The organism is Marinithermofilum abyssi (assembly GCF_014641195.1).
GTDB classification, from domain to species: domain Bacteria; phylum Bacillota; class Bacilli; order Thermoactinomycetales; family DSM-45169; genus Marinithermofilum; species Marinithermofilum abyssi.
The window spans coordinates 67,717-94,316 of record NZ_BMHQ01000011.1 but is presented as its reverse complement, the minus strand read 5'-3'; the positions used below and the strand labels follow the sequence as shown (position 1 = coordinate 94,316).

Genomic DNA, 26,600 nt, shown 5'->3' with positions numbered 1-26,600 from the left:
TGACCAGTACTCCATGTGTGCATTCACATTGTGCCGCGACTTGCGGATCATATTGGGGCGGACAGTGACTACTGCATCTCTGTCGGAGGAAAGGGACCAACGAGCATAAGCGCTTTTGAGCGTACGGGTACGGTTGGCTAAATGAGTGGTGCTTAAGAAGTGGCGGACTTGCTTTTTTAACGAGCTCCTTTGATGGAACAGCAAGAGAGCGAAAGGAAAAAACAACGCCACGAATCATTTCTGAGGGCTTTTGGAGAAGCAGTTCGCAGATTTGTCGGTAGAGCCGATTCCAAGACGTCCCGCCGTAAGGTGCATCCTTTTCAAAAAAAAGGCGATGCAAAACCTTGCGGCGGGATATTTGCATGTGGTATATTATAGGACGGTGTTAAGCACACACGTCGGCGGATGCATCAGGCGGTGCCGGAGAAGGAACCGGTCCTGCATGCAGTAGATGCCGGCGGAGGATAAAACCAAAGGAGGATATATACATGGCTGTCGTTTCTATGAAACAACTGCTGGAAGCAGGGGTTCATTTCGGTCACCAAACCCGCCGCTGGAACCCCAAAATGGAAAAATACATTTTCACCGAGCGGAACGGGATTTACATCATCGACCTACAAAAAACGGTGAAAATGATGGAGGAAACGTACAACTACGTACGTGATCTGGCCTCCAAAGGCGGTAAAATTCTCTTTGTCGGAACCAAAAAACAAGCGCAAGACGCAGTAAAAGAAGAAGCGGAACGCTGCGATATGTTCTACGTGAACCATCGCTGGCTCGGCGGTACCCTGACCAACTTCCAAACCATCCGCAAGCGGATCAACCGCCTGCATCAGCTGGAAGCGATGGAGGAAGACGGCACCTTCGATGTGCTGCCGAAAAAAGAAGTGGTCATGCTGAAAAAAGAACAAGCCCGTCTGGAGAAATTCCTGGGCGGCATCAAGCATATGAAAGAACTGCCGGATGCCGTGTTCATCATCGACCCGCGCAAAGAGCGGATCGCCGTGGCGGAAGCCCGCAAGCTGAACATCCCGATTATCGCAATCGTGGACACCAACTGCGATCCGGATGAGATCGATCACATCATCCCGGGGAACGATGACGCGATCCGTGCCGTGCGTCTCTTCACCTCCAAAATGGCAGATGCCGTGTTGGAAGGCAAACAAGGGACCCAGCAAGGCGAACAAACCCAAGAGGCTGAAAAGGCTGAAACAACTGCGTCCTGATGAAACAAAAAGGGGTGGCCGCGGGATGCGTGACCACCCTTTTTTCTACGAGATGCAATCACCCTGACAATCAAGGAGGAACCCATGATGGCAATTTCTGCGGCCCAAGTAAAAGAGTTGCGCGAAAAAACCGGCGCAGGCATGATGGATTGCAAAAAAGTGTTGACGGAAGCAAACGGTGACATGGAAAAAGCGATGGAGCTGCTGCGGGAAAAAGGCTTGGCCAAGGCCGAGAAAAAAGCAGACCGCGTCGCTGCCGAAGGTCTCGTGGAATCCTACATACATGCCGGCGGCCGGATCGGCGTTTTGGTTGAGGTGAACTGCGAAACCGACTTCGTGGCCAAAACCGAGGAATTCCAAGCCTTTGTGAAAGATGTGGCCATGCAAATTGCGGCCATGAATCCGCAATACGTGCGCCGGGAAGATGTGCCGGAAGAAGAAGTCCAAAAAGAGCGCGAAATCCTGAAAAACCAAGCTCTCCAAGAAGGTAAACCGGAACACATCGTGGACAAGATGGTGGAAGGTCGTCTTGGTAAATTCTACGAGCGCGTCTGTCTCTTGGAACAGCCGTTCATCAAAGACGGTGACAAAACCATCGATGAGATGGTAAAAGAAAAAATCGCCAAGATCGGAGAAAACATCTCCATTCGTCGTTTTGCCCGTTTTGAGCTGGGTGAAGGAATTGAGAAGCGGGAAGACGATTTTGTGTCTGAAGTGATGTCTCAAGTGAAGCAATAAGGGTGAAATAGTCCCTTATACCGATGGGGAACACACCGTGTTCCCTTTTTTTGCACAGGGGAAGAGAGGAAACTCTCCCCCCTTGTCGAATTGGATATTCGGGCGGAAATGGAGGAACCGTGGATGGATCGGCCAAGGTATAAGCGCGTCGTCTTAAAACTCAGCGGTGAAGCGTTGGCAGGAGAACAGGGATACGGCATTGATCCCAACGTCATTCATTCCATCGCTCAGCAAATCAAAGAAGTAACCGAGCTTAACGTGGAAGTGGCCATTGTCGTGGGCGGCGGCAACATCTGGCGCGGCATGGCCGGCAGTGCCAAGGGGATGGACCGGGCTACGGCAGACTATATGGGCATGCTGGCTACGGTGATGAATTCCCTGGCCTTGCAGGATGCTTTGGAACATCTGGGCGTCCCGACTCGAGTGCAAACTTCCATCGAAATGCGGCAGGTGGCGGAACCCTATATTCGGCGCCGGGCCATTCGTCATCTGGAGAAGGGCCGGGTGGTCATTTTTGCTTCCGGCACGGGCAACCCGTACTTCTCTACGGATACCACTGCCGCATTGCGGGCAGCCGAGATCGAAGCGGAAGTCATCCTGATGGCCAAAAACAACGTGGACGGCGTTTACTCAGCAGATCCGGCACGGGATCCGGAGGCCGTCAAATATGACTCCCTTACGTATCTGGATGTGCTGAACCAAGGGCTGGGTGTGATGGATTCCACTGCGTCGACCCTGTGCATGGATAACGACATCCCGCTGATTGTCTTTAACATCGGTAATCAAGGAAACATTCGCCGCGTGATCATGGGCGAAGAAATCGGAACAGTGGTTAGGGGGAATGGTTAACGATGAACGACGTCAAAAAACAAGCTTCCGAACGGATGGAGAAAGCGATTCAAGCATTGAAGCGGGATTTGGCTTCCCTGCGTGCCGGGCGTGCCACTCCAGCCCTGTTGGATAAAGTGACGGTGGAGTATTACGGAACGGAAACGCCCCTCAACCAAATGGCCAATATTTCCGCCCCGGAACCGCGGATGCTGGTCGTACAGCCCTGGGACAAATCGGCTTTGGCGGATATTGAAAAAGGGATTCTCAAGTCGGAACTGGGCTTGACACCCACCAACGACGGCAATATCATTCGCATCACCATCCCGGCGCTGACGGAAGAACGTCGGGCTGAACTGGTCAAAGTGGTGAAGAAGACCGGGGAAGAAGCCAAAGTGGCGATCCGCAATATTCGACGGGATGCCAATGATGATGTGAAGAAGTTGGAGAAAAATGGAGACATCTCCGAAGATGAAGCCCGTCGCGGCCAGGATGAAATCCAAAAGCTGACGGATAAGTTCATTGCGGAAGTGGACAGCGTTGTGAGCGCGAAAGAAAAAGAAATCATGGAAGTGTAACAGGGCAAACCCCCTTCGCTGCAAGGGGGGTTTGTTTTAACTGCTGATGATTGAACGGGTTGTCACTGGAAGGTTGTCCGCATGCTGACGGGTTTTTGGTACAATAGAACCATTGGATGAAAGCTTATCCTATAGACCAAGACTGCAGCACGTGAGACGAGAGAGGAAACAGCGGAGGAAATGACCATGATTCAACGACTGAAACAATGGCTGACCGGTTACACTGCAGCTGATCAAACACCGGTGGATCGGGACCGGATGGAGGCGCTGAAAAAAGGGCCGTTGCCGAAGCATGTCGCGATTATCATGGACGGAAACGGCCGGTGGGCAAAAAAACGGGGCATGCCGCGGATTGCCGGACACCGGCAGGGGATGATTACGGTGCGTCACATCACCCGTGCCGCGGATGACCTGGGAATTCAGGCCCTGACCTTGTATTCCTTTTCCACGGAAAATTGGAAGCGTCCCAAAGATGAAGTGAACTATCTCATGGGTTTGCCTGCGGAGTTTTTGCGTACGGATCTGGATGAATTGGTAGAGCGCAATATCCAGGTTCGCATGTTGGGAGAAGAAGAGCAGCTTCCGAGCCATACCCTGGATGCCATAAGCAAATTTAAAGAGGCGACCAAAGAGAATACCGGCATGGTGCTGAGCTTTGCACTGAACTACGGCGCTCGCCGGGAAATAACCGAAGCGGTGCGTCGGATTATAGATGAAGTAAAATCGGGCAAGCTGGATAAAGAACAAATCGATGAGGAACTGATTAGCCGACACCTTTATACGGCGGAGCTGCCGGATCCCGATCTGATGATCCGGACGAGCGGTGAAATCCGTATCAGCAATTTCATGTTGTGGCAATTGGCATACAGTGAATTATACTTTACCGATGTGCAATGGCCGGACTTCTCCCAGGAGATGTTCTTTGAGGCCATAGAAGATTTTCAACGACGCTCCCGCCGTTACGGGGCGGTGTGAACGAAGACGGGTGAGAAATATGCGCAAACGTGTGGCAACGGGGGTGTTGGGGGGGATAGGGTTCCTAACGCTGTTATGGCTGGGCGGTTGGTGGTACGCCGGCTTGATCATCCTTCTGGCGACAGCAGCCTATGCGGAGTTTTGTCGAATGAAAGCCGTTCGACTGAACACGCCCCAAACCCTGATCGGCCTAATGCTGGTATGGCTGTTGCTCGGAAGCGGACTGGCAGCCCATGAGCTGGTTGCCCCCGTTTGGCTGCTTCACGATCCTGAAAATCTGCTCTTTGGCATGATCCTTTTTCTCCTCTGGGTGGTGATCAGCCGCAATCAATTTCAGATCAACGAGATGGCCTATCTCTTTTTCGGGTCTATATACATAGGTTACGGCTTTTCCTATATGTTGCAGACACGTCTGGTGACTGAGGGGATGGCTTGGTCCCTGTGGGTGCTAGCGGTGACTTGGGCGAACGATACAGGAGCTTATTTCATTGGGAGAAAATGGGGAAAACGAAAGTTATGGCCGGCGGTCAGTCCCAATAAAACGAGGGAAGGTTCTCTGGGTGGATTGCTGCTCTCCCTGGTGGTCAGCTGGGGGCTTTTGGCCTTTTTTCCACAGCTGGGTGAATGGTGGACGGTCACAGGATTGGCTTTGTTGATCGGTGTAGCGGGACAACTGGGAGATTTGGTGGAATCAGCCATCAAACGAACCACCGGCGTCAAGGACTCCGGCAGTCTTCTTCCGGGTCACGGAGGCATTTTGGACCGGTTTGACAGTTTACTGTTCGTGTTCCCCATCCTGCACATCATTCACCTGGTTTAAAGGAGGGAGTTCCGTTGATCAAGAGAATTTCGCTTTTAGGATCCACCGGTTCCATCGGGCAGAACACGCTGGAAGTGGTTCGGCAGCACCGGGAGCGGTTTGAGATCGTGGGCTTGGCCGCGGGAAGCAATGTGGACGAGATGATTCGGCAGGTGGAGGAATTCCAGCCGAAAATCGTCTCCATGGCGACCAAAGAGGCGGCGGATCAAGTCCGCCAGTCTGTGTCCGGTTCTACCCGGATCACCTATGGAAATGAGGGGTTGGAGGAAGTAGCAACCCATGTGGACGCTGTCTTTGTGGTGTCCGCGATCGTGGGCAGCCGCGGGCTTCCGGCCACCCTGGCCGCGATTCGGGCCGGAAAAACCATCGGTCTCGCCAATAAGGAAACACTGGTGATGGGCGGTTCGATTGTCATGAAAGAGGCGGAGCGGGCCGGGGTCGATATCTTGCCGATTGATAGTGAACACTCTGCTATTTTTCAATGTTTGCAGGGCGAACGCCTTGATTCGGTGAAACGGTTGATCCTGACGGCATCGGGCGGGGCGTTCCGGGATTGGACCCGGGAACAGCTGGCGAAAGCCACTCGGGAGGAAGCATTGAATCATCCCAACTGGTCCATGGGGGAGAAGATTACCATCGATTCGGCGACCATGATGAACAAAGGCTTGGAAGTGATCGAAGCCCACTGGCTGTTCGGTCTGCCCTATGATCAGATCGATGTGGTGATACATCCGGAAAGCATAGTCCATTCGTTGGTGGAGTACCATGACGGGGCCCTGCTGGCAGAACTGGGAACGCCGGATATGAAAGTTCCCATTCAGTACGCGTTGAGTTGGCCGGAACGCCTTCCTCTTTCCACTCCTTCTCTCGATTTGGCTATGCTAGGTTCCCTTCACTTCCGGCCGCCGGATTTCGAACGGTTTCCCTGTCTGAAAATGGCGTATGAGGCGGGCCGAACCGGGGGAACGACTCCAACGGTACTCAATGCAGCCAATGAGGAGGCTGTCGCTCGTTTTCTCGCCGGAGGGGTTTCATTCCTGGCGATTGAGGAGATTATCGCTGAAGTTTTGTCCCGTCATACGAATCACCCTGATCCTTCATTAGAGGATTTGTATGAAGCAGACCGGTGGGCCAGAGAAATGGCGAAGCAATGCCGGATCTATGCAGTCTAGGATTCGGATCTATCAAGGCGGTGATACATTTTGCAAACGATACTGGCGTTTGTCGTCGTACTCAGTTTGTTGGTGTTTATCCATGAATTGGGGCACTTTCTCTTTGCCAAACGGGCGGGGATTCTCGTCCGGGAATTTGCGATCGGATTCGGCCCCAGGCTGATCTCCTGGTTTCGCGGAGAGACGCAATATTCCCTCCGTCTGCTTCCATTGGGCGGCTATGTGCGGATGGCAGGGGAAGACCCGGAAATCGTGGAATTGAAAACCGGCACCTATCTGCTGTTGGACCAGGATGAACAGGGACGGGTGGTTCGGATCCGGACACCCAAACCGGATGCGCAAGCGGACGGCGATGTCATGGGGATGGAAGCCCATGACGGTATGGCTGGGGGAGATCTTCCGGACCATTTGCCCCGACCGGTGAAGACCGTCGGCGGTAAGCTGCTGGAAGCCGACTTGGAGGAAAAGCTGTTTATTTTGCTGGAAACCGGCGAGGGGGAAGAAGAGCGCTATTCCCTGCATCCCCAAGCCTTGATCCAATACGATGAAAAAAATAAAATCCAGATCGCGCCTTTGGATAGGCAGTTCGGTTCGAAGACGGTGGGAGAGCGGGCATTGGCGATCTTGGCAGGACCCGTTTTCAATATCGTCTTGGCGGTGATTCTGTTCGCTACGTTGACCAAAATGTACGGATTGGAAACCCATGTTTCCATTCAAGGGGTTCAGCCGAATACACCGGCGCAAGAAGCGGGGATCAAACAAGGGGATATTATTCAGCGAGTAAACGGGGAAGAGACAAAAACGCTGGCTTCTGTGGGGATGAAAGTTCAGGAAGCGCAAGGAAAGCCGGTCGAAATGCAATTGACACGGGACGGTCAGCCCTATACGGTGAAGGTCAAACCGGCCAAGAATGAACAAGGTCAATATATGATCGGCATTCAAATGCATCAGGACAAACGGGCGGCTTCCATCATGGAGTCGATTACCGATGGATTCCATGAGACGTATGTGTGGACCGTTCGGATTTTTGACGGTTTTGCCCAACTGCTTACCGGTAAAATCGGGTTGGAGAGCCTGGGAGGCCCCGTACGGATTGCTTCGATGACGGGGGAAGCTGCTCAAGCCGGGTATCTCGCCCTGATTCAGTGGACAGCGGTATTAAGCCTGTATCTGGGTGTGTTCAACCTGCTGCCCTTCCCAGCACTGGACGGCAGCCGTTTGGCTTTCATTCTCTTTGAAGGGCTGCGCGGACGGCCCATCGATCCCAATAAAGAGAGCATGGTTCACTTTGTCGGTTTTGCACTGCTGATGTTGTTAATGGTGGTCGTTACCTACAACGATATCCTGAAAGTCTTTTTCAGCTAGATTGTGCGGATAGGAGACGGAGGAGGAAAGACGATGAGGCAGAAGTCGATGTTGATCCCCACCCTGCGGACGGTGGGGGCGGAAGCGGAAATGGCCAGCCATCGCCTGATGCTGCGGGCAGGTATGATCCGTCAGCTGGCGGCGGGGGTGTATACCTATTTGCCCCTGGGGTATCGTTCTTTGGCCAAAGTGGAGCAAATCGTGCGGGAAGAAATGGATCGAATCGGTGCCCAAGAACTGCTCTTACCGGCGCTGAACCCGGCGGAACTCTGGCAGGAAACCGGCCGCTGGGAGAATTATGGAGCGGAGCTGGTCAAGCTGAAAGACCGGCATGACCGGGACTTCCTGCTGGGACCTACCCACGAAGAAGTGATCACCGACTTGTTGCGGAATGAAGTGAACTCGTACAAAAAACTGCCTCTCTCCTTGTACCAGATCCAGACCAAGTTCCGGGATGAGCGACGGCCGCGTTCCGGTTTGCTCAGAGGTCGGGAATTCCTGATGAAGGATGCCTACTCCTTCCACGCCGATCGGGACAGCCTGGATGCCACTTACAAAGATATGTATGAAGCCTATCATCGGATTTTCGAACGGTGCGGGCTGGACTTCCGTGCGGTGGAAGCCGATGCGGGTGCCATCGGAGGCAAAGGTACCCATGAATTTATGGTAATGGCGGACTCCGGTGAAGATACCTTGGCCCTGTGCGAGGCGTGCGACTATGCAGCCAACCTGGAAATGGCCGAGGCCAAGCGGGAGGAGGAAACGGCGGTTCAACCTGCCGGTGACATCCCTGCTCCGGAAAAAGCGGTAACCCCGAAGGCTTCCACCATCGAAGAGGTAGCGCGGTTCCTCGATGTCAAGCCGATTCAGGTAGTCAAAAGCCTTCTCTTCGTAGCGGATGAAGAACCGGTGCTGGTATTGGTTCGGGGTGATCACGATGTCAATGACGTGAAAGTGAAAAACGTCCTGGATGCCACCGTCTGCGAACTGGCAGACGAAGAGACGGTACGCCGGGTTACGGGGGCTCCCACTGGGTATGCCGGTCCGATTGGGTTGAAAGAAGACGTGAAAATACTGGCTGACCATGCGGTGAAGGGCATGGCGGAAGCGGTTGTCGGTGCTAACGAAAACGAGCATCATCTGCTTCACGTAGTACCGGGCCGGGACTTTGAACCGCAATATGCCGACCTGCGCAATGTCCAGGAAGGGGATCGCTGTCCTCGCTGCGGCAGCCGGATCCGGTTCGCCCGGGGTATCGAAGTGGGTCACGTATTTAAGCTGGGCACCCGCTACAGCGAAGCGATGCGGGCGACTTTCCTGGATCAGAACGGGAAGGAGCAACCCTACATCATGGGGTGCTACGGAATCGGCGTCTCCCGTGTGGTGGCTGCCATCATCGAACAGCACCATGATGACAACGGAATCCTCTGGCCGCTCAATGTTGCTCCGTTCCAGGTGCACTTGATTGCTGTCAATATGAAAAACGAAGAGCAAGCCAAACTGGCAGAAGATCTTTACGCTCAACTGCAGCAAGCGGGGATCGAGGTGCTTTTCGACGATCGGCAAGAGCGGGCCGGCGTCAAATTCAAAGATGCCGATCTGATCGGGATTCCGCTCCGGATTACCGTCGGCGGCAAAGCCTCCGAAGGTCTGGTGGAATACAAGTTCCGCCGCAACGGGGAGAGCGGCGATCTGGTAGCCGGTGAGTTGTTGTCCCAGTTGCCCGAATTGCTGAGACGGGTGGATGAAGCCTAATTTCCGGAATGGGAGGAGGAGGACATGAACACCATTCTTCTTCTCGGAATCGGGATGTTGGTCATTTTGGCAGGTGTTCAGACGGTACTGTTGTACCGGTACTTGCGACAGCAGCACCACATGCTTCAAAAACAGCAGGAGCTGCTCCAATACTGGTTGGAGCGTCCGCGCCGGGTAGAGAAAAACTTAATGAAACACCATCAAACACTCTTAGCCAGCGATTTGGACGAGCTGGACGGCAGCGTGGAACGGTTGTTGAAACGGTCGGAAAAGTGGGTGGGGAAGAGCAAACAAGGTTCTTCCACCCCACACCGATAAGCGGCACAGGAAGTGCCGCTTGAGGCTGCTGACAAAGTTTCTCGAAATGAGCGGAAGAACTCTTTTGCCCGAGCAGCGACTTTTGACGACGAACTCAGCGACAAGAGAGGAGACGTGACAAAAAGCGACGCACCCCACATTGTGCCGCGTCTCGTTGAATCTCTTGGAGCGGACAGTATGACTTCTGCGTCGGAGGAAAGGGAGCAACGGGCAAAAGAGTCGAAACTGTGATACGGCTTGTCATCAATTAGGTGCGGTACATCAAGTGCCGCTTTTTTGTTTGCCAGTTATCTGGCTCTCTTTGAAACTTTTTGATACACTCGATGCTGTATAAGAACATGTAATATAAATAGAGACAGCTCGATGCCGGGTTGCTCCCCGACTGTATAGGGGAGTCTTGACGACCAGCGGGCTGAAAGACACAAGCTTGCGCTTTTTTTCTAGGAATCTACTATACGAAAGAACTGTCGGGAGGTGAGCCGGATGTCCATGTCAGCGGAAAAACGGGACCGATTGGAGCAGTTGTTTCAACAGGCCCGGATTTCTCGGGACGTGAAAGAACAGCACTTTTACCATGCGTACATAGAAAAAGTGAGAGTGAGCCGGCGCAACCGAACATGGACCTTTTATCTTCGGTTGGAAAAACCGGTGCCGCCCAATGTGCTGCAGCAGGTGGAATCCCGGGTGGCCGAGGCGTTTCAATCCATAGCCGGGGTTACTTTTGTGATCAACTACAATCAGGCGGATTTGCCGCAATTGATGGAGATGTACTGGCAGTGGATCCGCCAAAAAGTAGCGGAGAAGCTATCTCCCTCTGCGGCAGGTTGGCTGTCCCGCGCGGAGTGGCAGTTGGAAGGAAATACGCTGACGATTGCCTTTGCCAATGATGTGGTTACCAAGATGGCGATCAGCAAGCAGTTGGATCAGGTGGTGACCTCCCTTTTTCATGAGATTTCCGGAACCCGGATCAAGGTGGTCCTCACCCAGCAGCAACAGGAAACCGCCCGGGAGCAATTTCAAAAGGAACAGGAAGAGGCGGAGCGCAAGTTGATCGAAGAAGCGATGAATGCCATCGAGGAGCCGCCGCTGGAAGCGAAAGAGGAGGCACCGTCCGATGAAAAGTTAGCTATCGGGTATGACTTTTCCGATGAACCGATCCGGATCAAGGAGATTACGGATGAGGAACGGCGCGTTTGTGTGCAGGGCAGCGTCTTTAAGACGGAAATCCGGGAGCTGAGAAGCGGCCGGACGTTGCTCACCTTCAATGTGACGGATTACTCCGACTCCATCGCGGTGAAAATGTTCGCCCGGGACAAAGAGGACGCCGCTAAACTGAGCCGTTTGAAAGACGGGATGTGGGTGGCGCTCAGAGGTTCGGTCCAGTATGACACCTTTGCCCGGGATCTGGTGATTATGGCCAATGACCTGAAGGAGATCCCTCCCTACAAGCGGCAAGATACCGCCGAGGAAAAGCGGGTAGAATTGCATCTGCATACGGCCATGAGCGCCATGGACGGCGTTTACCATGCAGGAGAAATGGTAAAGCGGGCCGCCCAATGGGGGCATCCAGCAGTAGCCATTACGGATCACGGAGTGGCCCAGGCTTATCCGGAGGCTTACTCTGCCGGACAGAAGCACGGGATCAAAGTGATCTTCGGCTTGGAAGCTTTTGTGGTGGATGACGGGGTGGATATTGTGCAGAATCCCGCCCCCCGGGAGTTGAAAGAGGATACCTATGTCGTGTTTGACGTGGAGACCACCGGCCTCTCCTCGGTCCACGACGATATCATCGAGTTGGCGGCAGTAAAGGTGAAAAACGGGGAAATCATCGACCGCTTTGAATCCTTTGTCAATCCTCACCGCCCCTTGACTGCCCAAATTACGGAATTGACGGGGATCACCGATGACATGGTGGCGGATGCCCCCGATCTGGAGGATGTGCTGCCGAGGTATCTGGAGTTTATTGGAGACAGTGTGCTGGTGGCTCACAATGCCCGCTTTGATATGGGTTTTCTCCAGATGGCCTGCAAGAAAACGGGACGGAAACCGGTGGAAAACCCGGCGCTGGACACTTTGGAACTGGCCCGCTTCTTATATCCCCGTATGAAAAATCACCGGTTGAATACGCTGTGCAAGCAGTTCGACATCCACCTGGAACAGCATCACCGAGCGATCTATGACGCCGAGGCCACCGGGTACCTTTTGTGGCGGATGATCACCGACTGTTTCAAACGGGAGATCACCCGGCTGGATCAGTTGAACGAATTTACGGGCGACCGGGATTTGAGCCGATTGCGTCCCTTTCACGCCATCATCCTGGTGGAAAACTACACCGGGCTGAAGAATCTCTATAAGTTGATTTCTCTCTCCCACTTGGAATACTTCCACCGGATGCCCCGCATTCCCCGCAGTGTGCTGAACCGGTATCGAGAAGGGCTGATTATCGGTTCTGGCTGTGAAAAAGGGGAAGTCTATGAGGCGGCCATCACCAAATCCCGGGAGGAAGTGGAAGGGCTGGCGGAGTACTACGATTACCTGGAAATCCAGCCGGTGGATGTCAACCGGCACTTGGTGGAGAAAGGCATCGTCGAATCCGAAGAACGCCTTAGGGAAGCCAACCGCATGATCGTAGAGATCGGCGAATCTCTGAACAAGCCCGTGGTGGCCACGTCCAATGCCCACTATCTGGATGAATGGGATGCCATCTATCGCGAGATTCTCGGATTCAACCAGACCGGAGCCCGGGTACGGGGACCGCTGCCGCCGGCGCATTTCCGGACTACCGACGAGATGTTGGAGGAGTTTTCGTATTTGGGGGAAGAGAAAGCCCGTGAAGTGGTCGTGAAAAACCCGCGAGCCATCGCAGAACGGATCGAAGAGTTGAAGCCTTTCCCCGATGATCTGCACACTCCCATCATCGAAGGGGCGGATGAGGAACTACGGCGGATCTGCTACGAGACAGCGGAAAACATTTATGGCTCTCCATTGCCGGAGATTGTGGAGAAGCGGCTGGAAAAAGAGTTGGGAAGCATCTTGGAGCACGGGTTTGGCGTGATTTATCTGATCTCTCACAAGCTGGTGACCAAGTCCCTTTCCGACGGCTATCTGGTCGGTTCCAGGGGTTCGGTGGGCTCTTCTTTTGTGGCGACGATGAGTCACATCACCGAGGTGAATCCCTTGCCGCCCCATTATGTGTGCCCCGAGTGCAAGTACAGCCGGTTTATCGAAGACGGCTCCGTAGCCTCCGGTTTCGACCTGCCGGATGCAGATTGCCCGGAGTGCGGAACGAAAATGAAGAAGGACGGGCATGACATTCCCTTTGAAACCTTCCTCGGGTTCAAGGGGGACAAGGTGCCGGATATCGATCTCAACTTCTCCGGTGAGTATCAGCCCCGGGCCCATAAATACACCGAGGAGTTGTTCGGCAAGGAGTACGTGTACCGTGCCGGAACGATTTCCACAGTTGCCCAAAAAACGGCCTACGGATACGTGAAAAAGTTTGAGGAAGAAAAGGGGTGCCAGTGGCGGGCGGCGGAAGTGGACCGGATGGTGGAAGGATGCAGCGGGGTAAAACGGACCACCGGACAGCACCCCGGCGGCCTGATGGTGATCCCCCAGAACAAAGAGGTATATGATTTTACTCCGATCCAGCGGCCTGCAGACGATGTAAAGTCGGAGACGATCACCACCCACTTCGATTACCATGCCATCAGCGGCCGTCTGTTGAAGCTGGATATTCTGGGGCACGATGATCCGACGGTGATCCGGATGCTGCAGGACTTGACGGGGGTGGATCCTAAAGAGATTCCCATCGACGACCCCGCGGTGATGAAACTGTTCAGCAGCACGGAATCCCTCGGGGTGACGCCGGAGGAGATTGGTACGGTGACCGGCACCCTGGGGATTCCCGAGTTTGGTACCCGTTTTGTGCGGCAGATGCTGGAGGATACCAAACCGACCACCTTTGGGGAGCTGGTGCGGATCTCCGGTCTGTCCCACGGGACGGACGTGTGGCTGAACAACGCCCAGGATCTGATCCGCCAAGGCACGGCGGTGTTGGCCGAGGTGATTTCCACCCGGGACGACATTATGGTCTATCTGATCTACAAAGGGATGGAGCCTTCGATCGCCTTTAAACTGATGGAAAAAGTGCGGAAGGGGAAAGGCCTCACCGATGAAGAGGCGGAGTTGATGCGTCAGCACAATGTGCCGCAGTGGTATATCGACTCCTGCCGCAAGATCAAGTACATGTTCCCGAAGGCCCACGCCGTTGCCTACGTGTTGATGGCGGTGCGAATTGCTTGGTTCAAGGTGCATTACCCGATCGAATATTATGCGACCTATTTTACGGTGCGAGCAGACGATTTCGATCTGGAAGTGGTTATGAAGGGAAAAGAAGCGGTCCATCAGGCAATCAAGGAACTGAACGAAAAAGGGCCGGCAGCCAGCGCCAAGGAAAAAGGACTCTTGACCGTGTTGGAGTCGGTGCGGGAGATGCTCGCCCGCGGGCTCAAGTTTCAAAAGCTGGACCTATACCGGTCGGATGCCACCAAATTTTTAGTGGACGGTGACTCGTTGATCCCGCCTTTTTCCTCGGTATCCGGGATTGGGGAGAATGCTGCTCGCAACATTGTGGAAGCGCGGAAAGATGGAGAATTCCTCTCCATCGAAGACCTTCAAAAGCGAAGCCGTGTTTCCAGTGCGGTAGTCGAGGTGTTAAAGCGGCTGGGTTGTCTAGAAGGCATGCCGGACAGCAATCAGCTGACGCTGTTTTAAAATCGGCACGGTTTGTCCCGACGGGTCTGACAACGTTTCCTGTTTTGCATGCCAAGGGTTGGTTGTGTTATAATTCTTTTGGCTATACTGATGGTAGATATGTCCGGCCGGAAAGAGTGGGTTTCAGCCCACTCTTTCCCTTTGTGGATGACATCCGGGAAAGAAACAGCGCAGCGCAGCGGACGGAATCAAGGAGGGAAACAAGGTTTGAGTCGCAAAGTGACAGAAGCCGTGGAAGCGATTGTGGAGCCCATCTTGGAGGAAGAAGGGCTGGAACTGTACGAGACGGAATTTAAAAAAGAGGGTAAGAACTGGTATTTACGGGTGTATATTGATCGGCCCGAGGGCCGGGTGAACCTGGATGACTGCAGCCGCATCAGCGAGCGGCTCAGTAAAGAACTGGACCGTGTGGATCCGATCCCCGGCGCGTATTTCTTGGAGGTGTCATCCCCAGGGGCGGAACGGCCGTTAAAAACGGAAAAGCATTTCCGACAGGCGGTTGGCAAGCATGTTTACCTTACCACGTATGAACCGGTAGACGGCTCTAAAACCTTCGAAGGGAAATTGGCGGCTTATACCCCCGAGAAGTTGACCATGGACATGGATGGGGAAACCGTAGAGATTCCAGCGGATAAGGTGGCAAAAGCCCGGCTGGCTGTGGTCTTTTAACCGAAGGGAGGAGAAATGGTTATGAACGCGGAGTTTATTGAAGCCCTGAGCCAACTGGAAAAAGAGAAGGGCATCAGCAAAGAAGTTTTGATCGAAGCGATTGAGGCCGCCTTGATCTCTGGATATAAACGCAACTTTCATTCCGCCCAAAACGTGCGGGTGGATATTGACCGGGATTCGGGGCAGGTGCGTGTGTTTGCGCGGAAAACCGTGGTGGATGAGGTGTTGGACCCCCGATTGGAAATTTCTCTCGATGCGGCCACGGAAATCAACCCCGGCTATCAGCTGGGTGATATCGTGGAAATTGAAGTGACGCCCGCCGATTTCGGACGCATTGCCGCCCAGACAGCCAAACAGGTGGTGACTCAGCGGATCCGTGAAGCTGAGCGCAGCATCATTTACGAACAATTCGTAGACCGGGAAGAAGATATCGTTACCGGGGTGGTGCAACGCGCAGACAATCGTCATTATTATGTGGATCTGGGTCGGGTGGAGGCGCTTTTGCCCCATTCGGAAACGATGCCGGGAGAGCGTTTCAAGCATAATGACCGGGTCAAAGCTTTCATTACCAAAGTAGAAAAGTCGACAAAAGGGCCCCAGGTCTTTCTGTCCCGGACACATCCGGGCCTGCTGAAGCGGTTGTTCGAACTGGAAGTGCCGGAGATCTACGATGGGATTGTAGAGATTCGCTCTGTGGCCCGTGAAGCCGGCTTTCGTTCGAAGATTGCGGTCAGCTCCCGGGATGAACAGGTGGATCCTGTAGGCGCTTGTGTGGGTCACCGGGGCATGCGGGTACAAACCGTGGTAAACGAACTGCGTGGAGAAAAAATCGATATCGTCCGTTACTCGGAAGAGCCGGTGGAGTTTGTCTCCAATGCGCTCAGTCCATCCAAAGTGGTCAATGTCGATATCGAAGAAGAGGAAAAAGTAGCCCGCGTGGTGGTTCCCGATCATCAGCTCTCTCTCGCCATTGGCAAAGAAGGGCAAAACGCCCGCCTCGCCGCCAAGCTGACCGGCTGGAAAATCGACATCAAGAGTGAGTCGGAAGCGGCAGAGACAGCGGAAGACGAAGAAACGCCTCTCCCTTCTGATGAGGCATCTGAAGCCGCTGCGGAAGCGGTGGAAGATGCTGCAGGCACAGTGGAGAAAGCGGAAGATACACTGGAAGAAACGGAAGCACCCGATGCGGAACACCACACCGTAGAGGAAAAAGAGTAACTGCAACCATCCGTCGAGGAGGTGGGTGGAGTTGAAAAAGCGTAAAGTACCGATGCGCAAATGCGTCGCATCCCAAGAGATGTTTCCGAAAAAAAGCTTGATCCGGGTCGTTCGTACCCCGGAAGAGGAAGTATTGATTGATCCTACCGGCAAGAAGTCCGGTCGAGGGGCTTATCTTTGCGCCAAGCCCGAATATGTGGAGATGGCACGGAAAAAGAAGGCCTTGGATCGGGCGCTGAAAACCAAAGTGGACGATGCCGTTTATGAGCAGTTGATGGAATACGTTTCCAAGGTGAATCCCAATGGATAAGTTATATCAGCTGTTGGGGCTGGCGATGCGGGCAGGCAAGGTGGTTACTGGAGAAGAAACCGTGTTGCAGGCGATCCGCGGCGGCCGGGCTCATCTGGTGCTGATTTCCCGTGATGCATCGCCCAATGCAGTCAAAAAAATGACGGATAAATGCGCTTATTACCGGGTTCCTCTCGTGCAGGCCGGGACCCGGGTAGAGCTGGGGAAAGCGGTCGGAAAAGAATCGCGGGTGGTACTCGCCGTCACCGATCCAGGTTTTTCCCGAACGATGCGGAAGTTGGTTCAAGTAACGGACGGGGGTGACCATATTGGCGAAAGTTCGCGTTTACGAATACGCAAAACAGATGAACATGACCAGCAAAGAGGTTTTGACCATCCTGAAGCGCATGGGGATCAATGTCAACAATCACATGAGCGTAATGGATGAGGACATGGTGAAAAAGGTGGAAGCTTTTTTGAAAGATGTAAAAGAGGGGGCGGAGAAATCGCAACAGCAAACGAAGGTCAACAACCAGAATCAGCAGAACAAGGGAGAGAAAAAACCAACCAATCATAACAACAACCGCCGCCGCAGCTCGAACAACCAGGCTTCGGGCAACGGCAACGCCGATCACCGCCGGAAAGGCGGCAACAGCAACCGCGGCAAGGGGAACCGCGATCAACAAACCAAAAACTTCCGCGGAAAAAAAGGAAAAGGCGGCCGTAAGAACAACCGCACCCAGCAAAACAAACCGGCCCCGGTTCGTCCGACGGAGATCGAAATAACCGGGCCCATGACCGTAGGGGAACTGGCTCACACGTTGCGTCGGGAAGCTTCGGAAGTGATCAAAAAGCTGATCGGATTGGGCACGATGGCAACGATCAACCAAGAGCTCGACGTGGAAACAATCATGTTGGTCTGCGAAGAGTTTGACGTTACCGTCAATTACAAAGAGCCGGTGGATGAATCTGCCTTCGAAGAAGTGGAAGAAATCGATGCACCGGAAGATTTGAAAGAGCGTCCGCCGGTGGTAACCATCATGGGTCACGTAGACCACGGGAAAACGACGTTGTTGGATACGATCCGCAGCACCAAAGTGACCGCCGGGGAAGCCGGGGGAATCACCCAGCATATCGGTGCATACCAGGTGACAGTCAACGATAAGAAAATCACCTTCCTGGATACACCGGGTCACGCTGCCTTCACCACGATGCGTGCCCGCGGGGCGCAGGTAACCGACATCGCGATCTTGGTGGTGGCCGCTGATGACGGCGTGATGCCCCAGACCGTGGAAGCGATCAACCACGCGAAGGCCGCCGATGTGCCGATTATTGTGGCCATTAACAAAATGGATAAACCGGAAGCCAACCCGGATCGGATCAAGCAACAAATGACCGAATACGGATTGGTGCCGGAAGAGTGGGGCGGCGACACCATCTATGTACCGGTTTCCGCTATCCAGGGCGAAGGAATCGAAGACCTGCTGGAGATGATCCTGCTGGTTTCTGAAGTGCAGGAGCTGAAAGCCAATCCGGACAAACGGGCCCGCGGTGTGGTCATCGAAGCAGAGCTGGACAAAGGTCGCGGTGCCGTGGCGACTGTCTTGGTACAAAACGGTACCCTGCACGTCGGGGATGCCTTGGTGGCCGGCAACTATTTCGGCAAGGTACGGGCCATGGTGAACGACCGCGGCAAGCGTCTGAAGACTGCGGGTCCTTCCACGCCTGTGGAGATTCTCGGGCTGGCGGATGTGCCGGAAGCCGGCGATCCGTTCATGGTGTTTGAAGATGAGAAAAAAGCCCGGGAGATCGCCGATGCCCGGATCGAGAAAAAACGGCAGGCGGAGCTGGGAGCCCACACACGTGTCACCTTGGACGATCTGTATAAGCAGATTAAGGAAGGGGAGATGAAGGACCTGAACGTCATTATCAAAGCGGACGTGCAAGGGTCCGCCGAAGCCCTGAAAGGCTCCCTCGAAAAAATCGACGTGGAAGGCGTTCGCGTCAACATCATCCACTCTGCTGTGGGTGCCATCACCGAATCCGACGTCACTCTGGCTTCCGCCTCCAACGCGATCATTATCGGATTCAACGTGCGGCCGGAGCCGAACGCCCGGGTGACGGCCGAGCAGGAAAAAGTGGATATCCGTCTTCATCGCGTGATCTACAATGTGATCGAGGAGATCGAATCGGCGATGAAAGGGATGCTCGACCCCGAATATGTGGAAAAAATGGTGGGGCGTGCCGAAGTGCGGCAAACCTTCAAGGTTTCCAAAGTGGGGACGATTGCCGGATGTTATGTGACGGAGGGCAAAGTGCTGCGCGACGGCAAAGCCCAGTTGATCCGGGACGGTGTGGTGATCTACGAAGGAGAGATCGACACCCTGAAACGGTTCAAAGATGACGCCAAGGAAGTCAGCCAGGGCTATGAGTGCGGTCTGACGCTGAAAAACTTCAATGACATCAAAGAAGGAGACGTCATTGAAGTCTTTGTGACTGAGGAAGTGGAGCGTACGTAACCATGGTCGTCGGCATCATGGAATGCCGTTGCCGCATCTTGGGTTCCACTTCGCTGAAAGATAAACGCCGAGCAGTGAAAAGCGGGTTGGAGCGGGTGAAGCACCGCCTCAACCTGTCTGCGGCGGAAGTGGGTGCCCAGGACCACTGGCAGCTGGCAGAACTGGCTTTTGCCGGTGTATCCGGCGACAGAGGATTGGTGGAAAAAGAGTTGCAACAGGCCCGCCGCCTGTTGGAACAAGTAGACGGTTTAGAGATCATCGATGCTGTTGTCACAATCGAGTGAGGCGGCAGGTAGGAGGTGTCGGCTGTGACCCGCATTCGGGCGAGTCGTGTCGGCGAACAGGTAAAAAAAGAATTGAGCCAAGTGCTGCAGTATGAGATGAAAGATCCGCGTATTGGTTTTGTAACCGTCACTGCCGTGGAAATGAGCGGGGATCTGCAACAAGCCAAAGTGTATATCAGCGTGTTGGGCAGCGATGAACAAAAGCAGGAGACATTGGAAGGATTGGCGAAGGCCAAAGGTTTCCTCCGGACGGAAATCGGCCGTCGGATCAAGCTGCGTCACACGCCCGAACTGGTGTTTAAATTTGATGAATCCATCGAGTACGGGCAACGCATTTCCAAGTTGTTGGAAGAAGTGAACGAAGATGACGCCAAATCATGAGCAAGCAGCTGAAGCGGTCCGCTTTATCCGGGAAGCGGATCGGTTTCTCGTGGTTTCCCATGTAAACCCTGACGGGGATGCGATCGGTTCCACCCTGGGGGTTGCCTGGATGTTGAAGCAATTGGGGAAGGAATTTCATCTGGTGAATGCCTCCCCGGTTCCGGCCAAATTTCGGTTTTTGCCGGGGGCGGAATGGATTCGGCCCCCGGAGGCGCTTCGCTCGGCTGCACCTTTTTCCCATGTGATTGCGGTAGATGCAGCGGACGCGGAACGGATGGGAGAAGCCCGTTCGCTCATTGCGGAGGATGCCCAGCTGCTCAATATTGATCATCATGCGACAAATGACCGTTTCGGCACTTCCAACTGGGTGGTGCCGGATGCTGCAGCTACCGCTCAGGTGCTGGCAAATTTGGTGGAAGCGTTAAAACTGCGATGGGAGACGCCTCTAGCCGCTTGTATATATACGGGGCTGTTGACAGATACCGGAGGGTTTCGTTACTCCAATACCACGCCAGCTGTATTGGAGCTGGCCTCTCATCTCCTGAAACAGGGGGTGCATCCCGGGGAGATTGCCGATCGGGTGATGGAAACGATGACGCTTGGGCAGCTGGCATTGACCAAGCGCGCCCTGGATACGCTTACCTTTTCCGATAGCGGCCAGGTCGGGTGGATGTGGTTGAAACGCCGGGACTTTGAAGAGGCCGAGGCCAGCGAGGATGAAATGGACGGTATCGTCAATTATGCCCGCAATGTGGAAGGAGTGGACGTCGGTATCCTGTTTCGGGAAACGGATGACGGTGCTATAAAAGTCAGCTTGCGTTCCCGGGAAAAAGTGGATGTCGGGGAATTGGCCAAAAGCTTCGGCGGCGGCGGCCATGCCCGTGCAGCGGGCTGCACCTTGGAAGAATCCCCGGAAAAAGTGGAGCAAATGGTGCTGTCCAGAGTTTCGGATGCACTGAAGCGAGGGAGTTCCTAATGCTGCACGGTGTAATTCCCATCCGAAAACTTCCCGGAATGACTTCCCACGATGTGGTAGCCCGTGTACGACGGATTGCCGGTCAAAAAAAAGCGGGGCACACGGGCACCTTGGATCCTGATGTAGAGGGCGTGCTCCCCGTTTGTCTCGGACAGGCTACCCGGATTGCAGAATACATTCAGGATTTGCCGAAGCGGTATCACGGCACGCTTACCCTGGGGATCGCCACCGACACAGAGGATGCTTCCGGCCGAGTGACGGCCGAGACAGCGGTGGATTCTTTGGACCCGGATGAGGTAAACGAGGTGTTTCGCCGCTTTGTCGGGGAAATGGAACAAATTCCCCCGATGTACTCCGCTGTCAAAATAAAAGGGAAACGACTGTACGAGTTGGCTCGGGAAGGAAAAGAAGTGGAACGAAAGTCCCGTACCATCCGGATTTATGAGTTGATCGTCACCTGGTTGGAGCTGGACGAACCCCATCCGCGGATCCACTTTGATGTGCTGTGTTCCAAGGGGACCTATGTTCGGACACTTTGTGTGGATTTGGGCAAAGCCTTGGGATATCCGGCTCACATGTCCCGTTTGATTCGAGTGGAAAGCGGCCCTTTTCACCTGGAAGACGCTGTCACCTTGGATGCTCTGGAAGAGCGGGTGAAAGAGGAAGGTTGGGATCAACTGCTGGTGTGTCCCGGAGAGGCATTGGGGCATTTACCCGTGCTGTTCGTTCCCGAATCCGCTTTTGCTTCGGTTATGAACGGCATGACACTGCAATTGGACGCTCCCGTCGCTTTTCCTGCTGGATCGCTATGCCGGGTATATACGGAAGAAGGACGTTTTTGCGCGTTGTATCGTCTGGTGGAGGAAACGACGGCACGTCCAGAAAAAGTTTTTCGGGTTAGGTGAAATTGATGGAGACGCTACACTTGACGTATCCGCTGGAAGCAGACCACCCATTTCCTCCTACGACTTTGGCCATCGGATATTTTGACGGGGTTCACCGGGGACATCAGGCCGTTATTGCACAAGCCCGCCGTTTGGCTGAAAAGCATGGAGCCGTTCTCGGTGTGATGACTTTTCATCCTCATCCCCGGGAAGTGTTGGGCAAAGGAGAGATGAGCCAATATCTCACGCCGCTTCCGGAAAAGTTGAAGCAGTTTGAGCGACTGGGTGTGGAACGCACGTATGTCATGCGATTTGATCGGGACTTTGCCGATTTGACGGAGAAAGCCTTTGTGAATGAAGTCTTGCTGCCCCTTCAGGTAAAAGGTACTGCGGTCGGTTTCAACTTTACCTTTGGCCGTGGAGCTGCCGGAAAGGCTCAGGATCTCGTCCGTCTAGGGACGGGGCTCTTTGACGTCGAAGTGGTGAAACCGATCCACTCGGACGGACTTCCCTTAAGCAGTACCCGCCTTCGTCAGGCCTTAGCCAAAGGGGATGTAGAAGAAGCCCGCAAGATCCTGGGCCGACATTACACCGTTCGGGGCAGGGTGGTGCAGGGAGATCAACGGGGACGAAAGATCGGGTATCCGACAGCCAACCTTTCCTTGGATGGCCCCTATCATATACCTGCTTATGGCGTGTACATCGTTCAGGTGGAGGGAGCCGGCAAACCCCGTTACGGTGTGATGAATATCGGTGTACGGCCCACTTTTCATGACCCGGAACCTCGTCTTTCCTTAGAAGTTCATTTGTTGGATACACAAGAGAACTTATACGGACGGACGCTGCAAGTAGCATTTCTCCGCTTCTTGCGGCCGGAAAAGCGTTTTGATTCCGTGACGGAATTGGTCGGGCAGATTCGGGCGGACGAACGGCAAGCCCGCGAGTGGTTAAAAGGCCGCTGACTAAGAGCTCTATCGCAAATTTATTTACTTCGTTTCGACTTCTATGCTATACTAAATCTGTTGCAAAGGGTGAAGCAACACCTTTTGCACGTGTTCTGAACCCTGGCGTGGATGATCGAGTGCCTCGGCGATCAACTAGGCTATGGGGGATTGGTATTAAAGGGAGGTGAATGGCATGAGCCTGTCTTTGGAACGGAAACGGGAGATTATCAACGAGTTTAAAACCCATGAGAATGACACGGGTTCTCCGGAAGTGCAAATCGCGATCCTGACTACCCGGATTAACGAGTTGAACGAACATCTGCGGGAACATAAAAAGGATCATCACTCCCGCCGCGGGTTGTTGAAGATGGTTGGTCAGCGCCGCAACCTGCTCAACTATCTCAAGAATAAAGACATCACCCGTTACCGCAACCTAATCCAAAAACTTGGTCTGCGTCGGTAACTTGGCAAAGCGGGGATTCTTCCCCGCTTTTTTCCGTAATGTGGTGCTGTCTAGAGCGTCGACGGAAGGAAATACTATATGGATGAAGAAATTAAGGAAATGTGTGATTTGAGAGGAGGAAATGCAGCTACGATGGAATCATCTGTGTTTGAAACCGAACTGGCGGGACGACCATTGAAGCTGGAGTTCGGCAAGTTTGCCAATATGGCTAACGGGTCCGTTTTCGTCCGCTACGGCGAGACGGTGGTGCTGGCAACTGCCACGGCATCCCAAGAGCCGAAGGACCTCAACTTTTTCCCGCTGACGGTGAATTATGAAGAACGTTTGTATGCCGTGGGAAAAATCCCGGGCGGCTTTATCAAAAGGGAAGGACGTCCGAGCGAAAAGGCCGTGCTCGCCAGCCGGCTGATCGACCGGCCGATCCGCCCTTTGTTTCCGGACGGTTTTCGCAATGAAGTACAAGTTGTTACGACGGTGATGTCGGTGGATCAAGACTGCTCTACGGAGATTGCTGCGATGATCGGGGCTTCCGCTGCTTTGTCCGTGTCCGATATTCCTTTTACCGGCCCCATCGCGGGTGTGATCGTAGGACGGGTGGACGGCAAATTTGTCATCAACCCTACCGTGGAAGAAGCGGAAAAAAGCGATATGCACCTGGTCGTGGCGGGGACCAAGGATGCGATCAACATGGTGGAAGCCGGAGCGGATGAAATACCGGAAGAAGTCATGTTGGAAGCGATCCTCTTCGGCCACGAGGAAATCAAGCGCTTGGTGGCTTTCCAAGAGGAAATCGTCAAGCAAGTGGGCAAAGAAAAGATGGAGCCTCAGTTGCACCAGGTGGACCCCACGCTGGAACAGCGCGTACGGGAACTGGCGACCCAGCGCTTGATCGAAGCGGCTCAGGTGGTGGAAAAGCAAGCCCGTCAGGAAGCGATTGACACTGTGAACGACGAGGTGTTGGAACAGCTGGCTGAAGAATTCCCCGAGGAGGAGCAACAAGGGGAAATCCAAGAAGTGCTGGGCACCATTTTGAAAGAGGAAGTTCGTCGGATGATCCTGGATGAAGGGAAACGGCCGGACGGACGTACTCCTGAGGAGATTCGTCCGTTGTCCAGCGAAATCTCGATTTTGCCGCGGACACACGGATCCGGACTGTTCCGCCGGGGACAGACCCAGGTATTAAGTGTTTGTACATTGGGTGCATTGGGAGATGTTCAGATTCTGGACGGGTTGGATCTGGAAGAATCAAAGCGGTTTATGCACCACTACAACTTCCCGCCATTCAGCGTGGGAGAAGCCCGGCCGCTGCGTGCCCCAGGACGGCGGGAAATCGGCCACGGTGCTTTGGGTGAACGTGCACTGGAGCCGGTGATTCCTTCGGAGGATGAATTTCCTTATACCATCCGTTTGGTGTCCGAAGTGTTGGAATCCAACGGATCGACATCCCAGGCCAGCATCTGTGCATCTACCTTGGCCATGATGGACGCTGGAGTCCCGATCAAGTCTCCGGTTGCCGGGATTGCCATGGGTTTGGTGAAAGAAGGGGACAAAGTTCAGGTCTTGACCGATATTCAAGGGATGGAAGATCACTTGGGGGATATGGATTTCAAGGTGGCCGGCACCAAAAAGGGTGTTACCGCCTTGCAAATGGATATCAAGATTCAGGGAATCGACCGCACGGTTTTGGAAGAAGCCTTGAAACATGCGCATCGTGCCCGGATGGTGCTGTTGGAAAATATGGCTGAAGCCATCTCCGAACCGCGCAAGGAACTGTCGCCTCATGCGCCGAAGATCCTTACACTGCGGATTCATCCGGATAAAATCCGGGATGTCATCGGGCCGAGCGGCCGCGTAATCAACAAGATCATCGACGAAACCGGCGTCAAAATCGATATCGAGCAAGATGGGCGTGTCTACATCGCCTCACCGGATCCTGCTCAAAACGAAAAGGCGAAGAAAATCATCGAAGATCTCGTACGGGAAGTGGCTGTCGGAGAAATTTACACCGGGACCGTCAAACGGGTGGAAAAGTACGGTGCTTTTGTGGAAGTATTGCCCGGCAAGGAAGGGCTGGTGCACATCTCCCAGCTGGATAAAAATCGGGTGAATAAAGTGACCGATGTGGTCAACCTCGGTGACAGCATTTTGGTGAAAGTGACGGAGATCGATAACCAGGGCCGGATCAATCTGTCCCGCAAAGCGGTGCTGCTGGAGCAAGAAGCTCAGGGGCAATCCTGATCGCTCCCGGCACTTCCATATAACATCGCACAAAAAGAGTCAGAGCGATCTGCCTCTTTTTTGTTTGCCCAAAGGGGGTGCTTGTATAGGAGATCTTTTCCTTGCATAAGTTAGTACCGAACCGTAGGAGGTGCTGCTGTATGAAAAGGAAAAGACTCCGAATGGGACTGTTTTTGTATGCGGTTGTCCCTTTACTGGCTGCTGCTTCCCATTTCCCTTCGGTAACGGCATATATCCATACGGTAAGGGCCGGGGAGGCGGTGCCCGTCTTGTCCCGGGATGCCTTGTGGGAAAAAATCGAAGAGGGGGCGGCAGCGCGCAGTGAGTTGCCGGTAAAGGCCCGAATCGATCGCGTATGGAGAGCGGTGCCGGGATATGACGGAGTGACGGTGGATAAGGAAACGACTTACCGCATTGCCAAAAGGAAGCCCAACGATCCTACCATCCACTGGGTGTATAAAGAGGTGCCGTTACCCGACCGCGACGGGTTGGATGCTTTGTTTCGCAAGACGGGTCCCCAACCGATTTATCGCGGCAACGAACAGAAACCGATGGCGGCCTTGATGATCAACGTGGCCTGGGGAACGGAGCACCTGCCCGAGATGCTGGATATATTGGCTCGGGAAAAAGTTTCCGCCACGTTTTTTCTGGATGGTTCCTGGTTGAAAAAGCACCCCGAAATGGCCCGGGAATTGGTGCGCAGAGGGCATGAGATCGGCAACCATGCGTATTCACATCCACTGATGAGCGGGTTGAGCACGGGAGCGATCCATCGGGAGATCGCCAAAACGGAAGCCTTGATCGAACAAACCACCGGGTTGAATTCGCGTTTTTTTGCTCCGCCGGCAGGAGATTTCAATGATGCCGTGGTGAAAGAGGCGGATAAATTCGGGATGAAAACCGTATTGTGGACGGTGGATACGGTGGACTGGAAAAAAACATCCACGCCGAAATGGATGGTGAACCGAGTGAAAAAAGGGGTGGGCAAGGGCTCATTGGTGCTAATGCATCCGACGGATCGAACGGCAGCAGCACTTCCCAAAATTATACGCACGGTGAAGCATAAGGGAATAAAATTGGGAACGGTCAGTGAAGTTCTTTCGTCAAAACGAGTGGAACATGTTGAGCCTGTTATCGCCTTTTGATATAGTGGGGATACTTCGCGGAAAATACTTACATTTGAT

24 protein-coding genes are annotated in these 26,600 nt (G+C 53.9%); all 24 read left to right on the top strand.

Annotated features, from left to right (window positions below; genetic code table 11):
- Positions 1–488: 488 nt before the first annotated feature.
- The gene (gene rpsB, locus IEW70_RS14570) at positions 489–1,226 is read left to right on the top strand and encodes a 30S ribosomal protein S2 (RefSeq protein ID WP_188648642.1); all 738 of its coding nucleotides are present in this window, start codon (positions 489–491) and stop codon (positions 1,224–1,226) included.
- Between the two features lie 87 nt (positions 1,227–1,313).
- Positions 1,314–1,964 (top strand): translation elongation factor Ts, encoded by a 651-nt coding sequence (gene tsf / locus IEW70_RS14565; RefSeq protein WP_188648641.1) that lies wholly within the window; start codon positions 1,314–1,316, stop codon positions 1,962–1,964.
- A gap of 123 nt (positions 1,965–2,087) precedes the next feature.
- Positions 2,088–2,813 carry a UMP kinase gene (gene pyrH, locus IEW70_RS14560; protein ID WP_188648640.1) on the top strand — a complete coding sequence of 242 codons (726 nt, stop codon included), beginning with the start codon at positions 2,088–2,090 and terminating at the stop codon, positions 2,811–2,813.
- A gap of 2 nt (positions 2,814–2,815) precedes the next feature.
- Positions 2,816–3,370, top strand: a complete 555-nt coding sequence (gene frr / locus IEW70_RS14555) for a ribosome recycling factor (RefSeq protein WP_188648639.1) — start codon at positions 2,816–2,818, stop codon at positions 3,368–3,370.
- 186 nt (positions 3,371–3,556) lie between these two features.
- The gene (uppS, locus tag IEW70_RS14550) at positions 3,557–4,345 is read left to right on the top strand and encodes an undecaprenyl pyrophosphate synthase (RefSeq protein ID WP_188648638.1); all 789 of its coding nucleotides are present in this window, start codon (positions 3,557–3,559) and stop codon (positions 4,343–4,345) included.
- A gap of 19 nt (positions 4,346–4,364) precedes the next feature.
- Positions 4,365–5,165 carry a phosphatidate cytidylyltransferase gene (locus tag IEW70_RS14545; RefSeq protein ID WP_188648637.1) on the top strand — a complete coding sequence of 267 codons (801 nt, stop codon included), beginning with the start codon at positions 4,365–4,367 and terminating at the stop codon, positions 5,163–5,165.
- A gap of 17 nt (positions 5,166–5,182) precedes the next feature.
- A complete protein-coding gene (locus IEW70_RS14540; protein WP_188648674.1) occupies positions 5,183–6,337 on the top strand; it encodes a 1-deoxy-D-xylulose-5-phosphate reductoisomerase in 1,155 nt (384 codons plus the stop codon).
- Between the two features lie 30 nt (positions 6,338–6,367).
- Positions 6,368–7,702 (top strand): RIP metalloprotease RseP, encoded by a 1,335-nt coding sequence (gene rseP, locus IEW70_RS14535; protein WP_229752016.1) that lies wholly within the window; start codon positions 6,368–6,370, stop codon positions 7,700–7,702.
- 33 nt (positions 7,703–7,735) lie between these two features.
- Positions 7,736–9,457: a proline--tRNA ligase gene (locus IEW70_RS14530; protein ID WP_188648636.1), complete on the top strand. Its 1,722-nt coding sequence runs from the start codon at positions 7,736–7,738 to the stop codon at positions 9,455–9,457.
- Between the two features lie 24 nt (positions 9,458–9,481).
- On the top strand, positions 9,482–9,775 hold the full coding sequence (locus tag IEW70_RS14525) for a hypothetical protein (RefSeq protein WP_188648635.1): 294 nt from the start codon (positions 9,482–9,484) through the stop codon (positions 9,773–9,775).
- Between the two features lie 483 nt (positions 9,776–10,258).
- The gene (locus tag IEW70_RS14520) at positions 10,259–14,551 is read left to right on the top strand and encodes a PolC-type DNA polymerase III (RefSeq protein ID WP_444543244.1); all 4,293 of its coding nucleotides are present in this window, start codon (positions 10,259–10,261) and stop codon (positions 14,549–14,551) included.
- Positions 14,552–14,758: 207 nt separating this feature from the next.
- Complete coding sequence (rimP, locus tag IEW70_RS14515) at positions 14,759–15,220, top strand: ribosome maturation factor RimP (protein WP_188648634.1); 462 nt, start codon at positions 14,759–14,761, stop codon at positions 15,218–15,220.
- A gap of 21 nt (positions 15,221–15,241) precedes the next feature.
- Positions 15,242–16,438, top strand: coding sequence for a transcription termination factor NusA (nusA, locus tag IEW70_RS14510; protein ID WP_188648633.1), 1,197 nt, complete (start codon positions 15,242–15,244; stop codon positions 16,436–16,438).
- A 31-nt stretch (positions 16,439–16,469) separates the two neighbouring features.
- Positions 16,470–16,748 carry an RNase P modulator RnpM gene (gene rnpM / locus IEW70_RS14505; RefSeq protein ID WP_229752015.1) on the top strand — a complete coding sequence of 93 codons (279 nt, stop codon included), beginning with the start codon at positions 16,470–16,472 and terminating at the stop codon, positions 16,746–16,748.
- Positions 16,741–17,175, top strand: a complete 435-nt coding sequence (locus tag IEW70_RS14500) for a YlxQ family RNA-binding protein (protein ID WP_188648632.1) — start codon at positions 16,741–16,743, stop codon at positions 17,173–17,175. Before rnpM ends, IEW70_RS14500 begins: the two co-directional genes overlap by 8 nt.
- Positions 17,057–19,246, top strand: coding sequence for a translation initiation factor IF-2 (infB, locus tag IEW70_RS14495; RefSeq protein ID WP_188648631.1), 2,190 nt, complete (start codon positions 17,057–17,059; stop codon positions 19,244–19,246). The genes IEW70_RS14500 and infB overlap by 119 nt, the downstream gene beginning before the upstream one ends.
- Positions 19,247–19,248: 2 nt before the next feature.
- Positions 19,249–19,530 carry a DUF503 domain-containing protein gene (locus IEW70_RS14490; protein WP_188648630.1) on the top strand — a complete coding sequence of 94 codons (282 nt, stop codon included), beginning with the start codon at positions 19,249–19,251 and terminating at the stop codon, positions 19,528–19,530.
- Between the two features lie 24 nt (positions 19,531–19,554).
- Positions 19,555–19,911, top strand: coding sequence for a 30S ribosome-binding factor RbfA (gene rbfA, locus IEW70_RS14485; RefSeq protein ID WP_188648629.1), 357 nt, complete (start codon positions 19,555–19,557; stop codon positions 19,909–19,911).
- Positions 19,895–20,887, top strand: coding sequence for a DHH family phosphoesterase (locus tag IEW70_RS14480; protein ID WP_188648628.1), 993 nt, complete (start codon positions 19,895–19,897; stop codon positions 20,885–20,887). The genes rbfA and IEW70_RS14480 overlap by 17 nt, the downstream gene beginning before the upstream one ends.
- Positions 20,887–21,792: a tRNA pseudouridine(55) synthase TruB gene (truB, locus tag IEW70_RS14475; protein WP_188648627.1), complete on the top strand. Its 906-nt coding sequence runs from the start codon at positions 20,887–20,889 to the stop codon at positions 21,790–21,792. The genes IEW70_RS14480 and truB overlap by 1 nt, the downstream gene beginning before the upstream one ends.
- Before the next feature lie 5 nt (positions 21,793–21,797).
- Complete coding sequence (locus tag IEW70_RS14470; protein WP_188648626.1) at positions 21,798–22,733, top strand: bifunctional riboflavin kinase/FAD synthetase; 936 nt, start codon at positions 21,798–21,800, stop codon at positions 22,731–22,733.
- A gap of 175 nt (positions 22,734–22,908) precedes the next feature.
- Entirely contained in the window at positions 22,909–23,178 is a 270-nt protein-coding gene (gene rpsO, locus IEW70_RS14465; RefSeq protein ID WP_188648625.1) for a 30S ribosomal protein S15, read from the top strand.
- Between the two features lie 132 nt (positions 23,179–23,310).
- Positions 23,311–25,416, top strand: a complete 2,106-nt coding sequence (gene pnp, locus IEW70_RS14460; protein ID WP_188648624.1) for a polyribonucleotide nucleotidyltransferase — start codon at positions 23,311–23,313, stop codon at positions 25,414–25,416.
- A 140-nt stretch (positions 25,417–25,556) separates the two neighbouring features.
- Positions 25,557–26,561 carry a polysaccharide deacetylase family protein gene (locus tag IEW70_RS14455; protein WP_188648623.1) on the top strand — a complete coding sequence of 335 codons (1,005 nt, stop codon included), beginning with the start codon at positions 25,557–25,559 and terminating at the stop codon, positions 26,559–26,561.
- Positions 26,562–26,600 lie beyond the last annotated feature (39 nt).

Bases quoted from the DNA above. Each gene is read 5' to 3' on its own strand.
- rpsB (WP_188648642.1), top strand. From the start codon at position 489: ATGGCTGTCGTTTCTATGAAACAACTGCTGGAAGCAGGGGTTCATTTC.
- tsf (WP_188648641.1), top strand. From the start codon at position 1,314: ATGGCAATTTCTGCGGCCCAAGTAAAAGAGTTGCGCGAAAAAACCGGC.
- pyrH (WP_188648640.1), top strand. From the start codon at position 2,088: ATGGATCGGCCAAGGTATAAGCGCGTCGTCTTAAAACTCAGCGGTGAA.
- frr (WP_188648639.1), top strand. From the start codon at position 2,816: ATGAACGACGTCAAAAAACAAGCTTCCGAACGGATGGAGAAAGCGATT.
- uppS (WP_188648638.1), top strand. From the start codon at position 3,557: ATGATTCAACGACTGAAACAATGGCTGACCGGTTACACTGCAGCTGAT.
- IEW70_RS14545 (WP_188648637.1), top strand. From the start codon at position 4,365: ATGCGCAAACGTGTGGCAACGGGGGTGTTGGGGGGGATAGGGTTCCTA.
- IEW70_RS14530 (WP_188648636.1), top strand. From the start codon at position 7,736: ATGAGGCAGAAGTCGATGTTGATCCCCACCCTGCGGACGGTGGGGGCG.
- IEW70_RS14525 (WP_188648635.1), top strand. From the start codon at position 9,482: ATGAACACCATTCTTCTTCTCGGAATCGGGATGTTGGTCATTTTGGCA.
- IEW70_RS14520 (WP_444543244.1), top strand. From the start codon at position 10,259: ATGTCCATGTCAGCGGAAAAACGGGACCGATTGGAGCAGTTGTTTCAA.
- nusA (WP_188648633.1), top strand. From the start codon at position 15,242: ATGAACGCGGAGTTTATTGAAGCCCTGAGCCAACTGGAAAAAGAGAAG.
- IEW70_RS14500 (WP_188648632.1), top strand. From the start codon at position 16,741: ATGGATAAGTTATATCAGCTGTTGGGGCTGGCGATGCGGGCAGGCAAG.
- IEW70_RS14490 (WP_188648630.1), top strand. From the start codon at position 19,249: ATGGTCGTCGGCATCATGGAATGCCGTTGCCGCATCTTGGGTTCCACT.
- IEW70_RS14480 (WP_188648628.1), top strand. From the start codon at position 19,895: ATGACGCCAAATCATGAGCAAGCAGCTGAAGCGGTCCGCTTTATCCGG.
- truB (WP_188648627.1), top strand. From the start codon at position 20,887: ATGCTGCACGGTGTAATTCCCATCCGAAAACTTCCCGGAATGACTTCC.
- IEW70_RS14470 (WP_188648626.1), top strand. From the start codon at position 21,798: ATGGAGACGCTACACTTGACGTATCCGCTGGAAGCAGACCACCCATTT.
- rpsO (WP_188648625.1), top strand. From the start codon at position 22,909: ATGAGCCTGTCTTTGGAACGGAAACGGGAGATTATCAACGAGTTTAAA.
- pnp (WP_188648624.1), top strand. From the start codon at position 23,311: ATGGAATCATCTGTGTTTGAAACCGAACTGGCGGGACGACCATTGAAG.
- IEW70_RS14455 (WP_188648623.1), top strand. From the start codon at position 25,557: ATGAAAAGGAAAAGACTCCGAATGGGACTGTTTTTGTATGCGGTTGTC.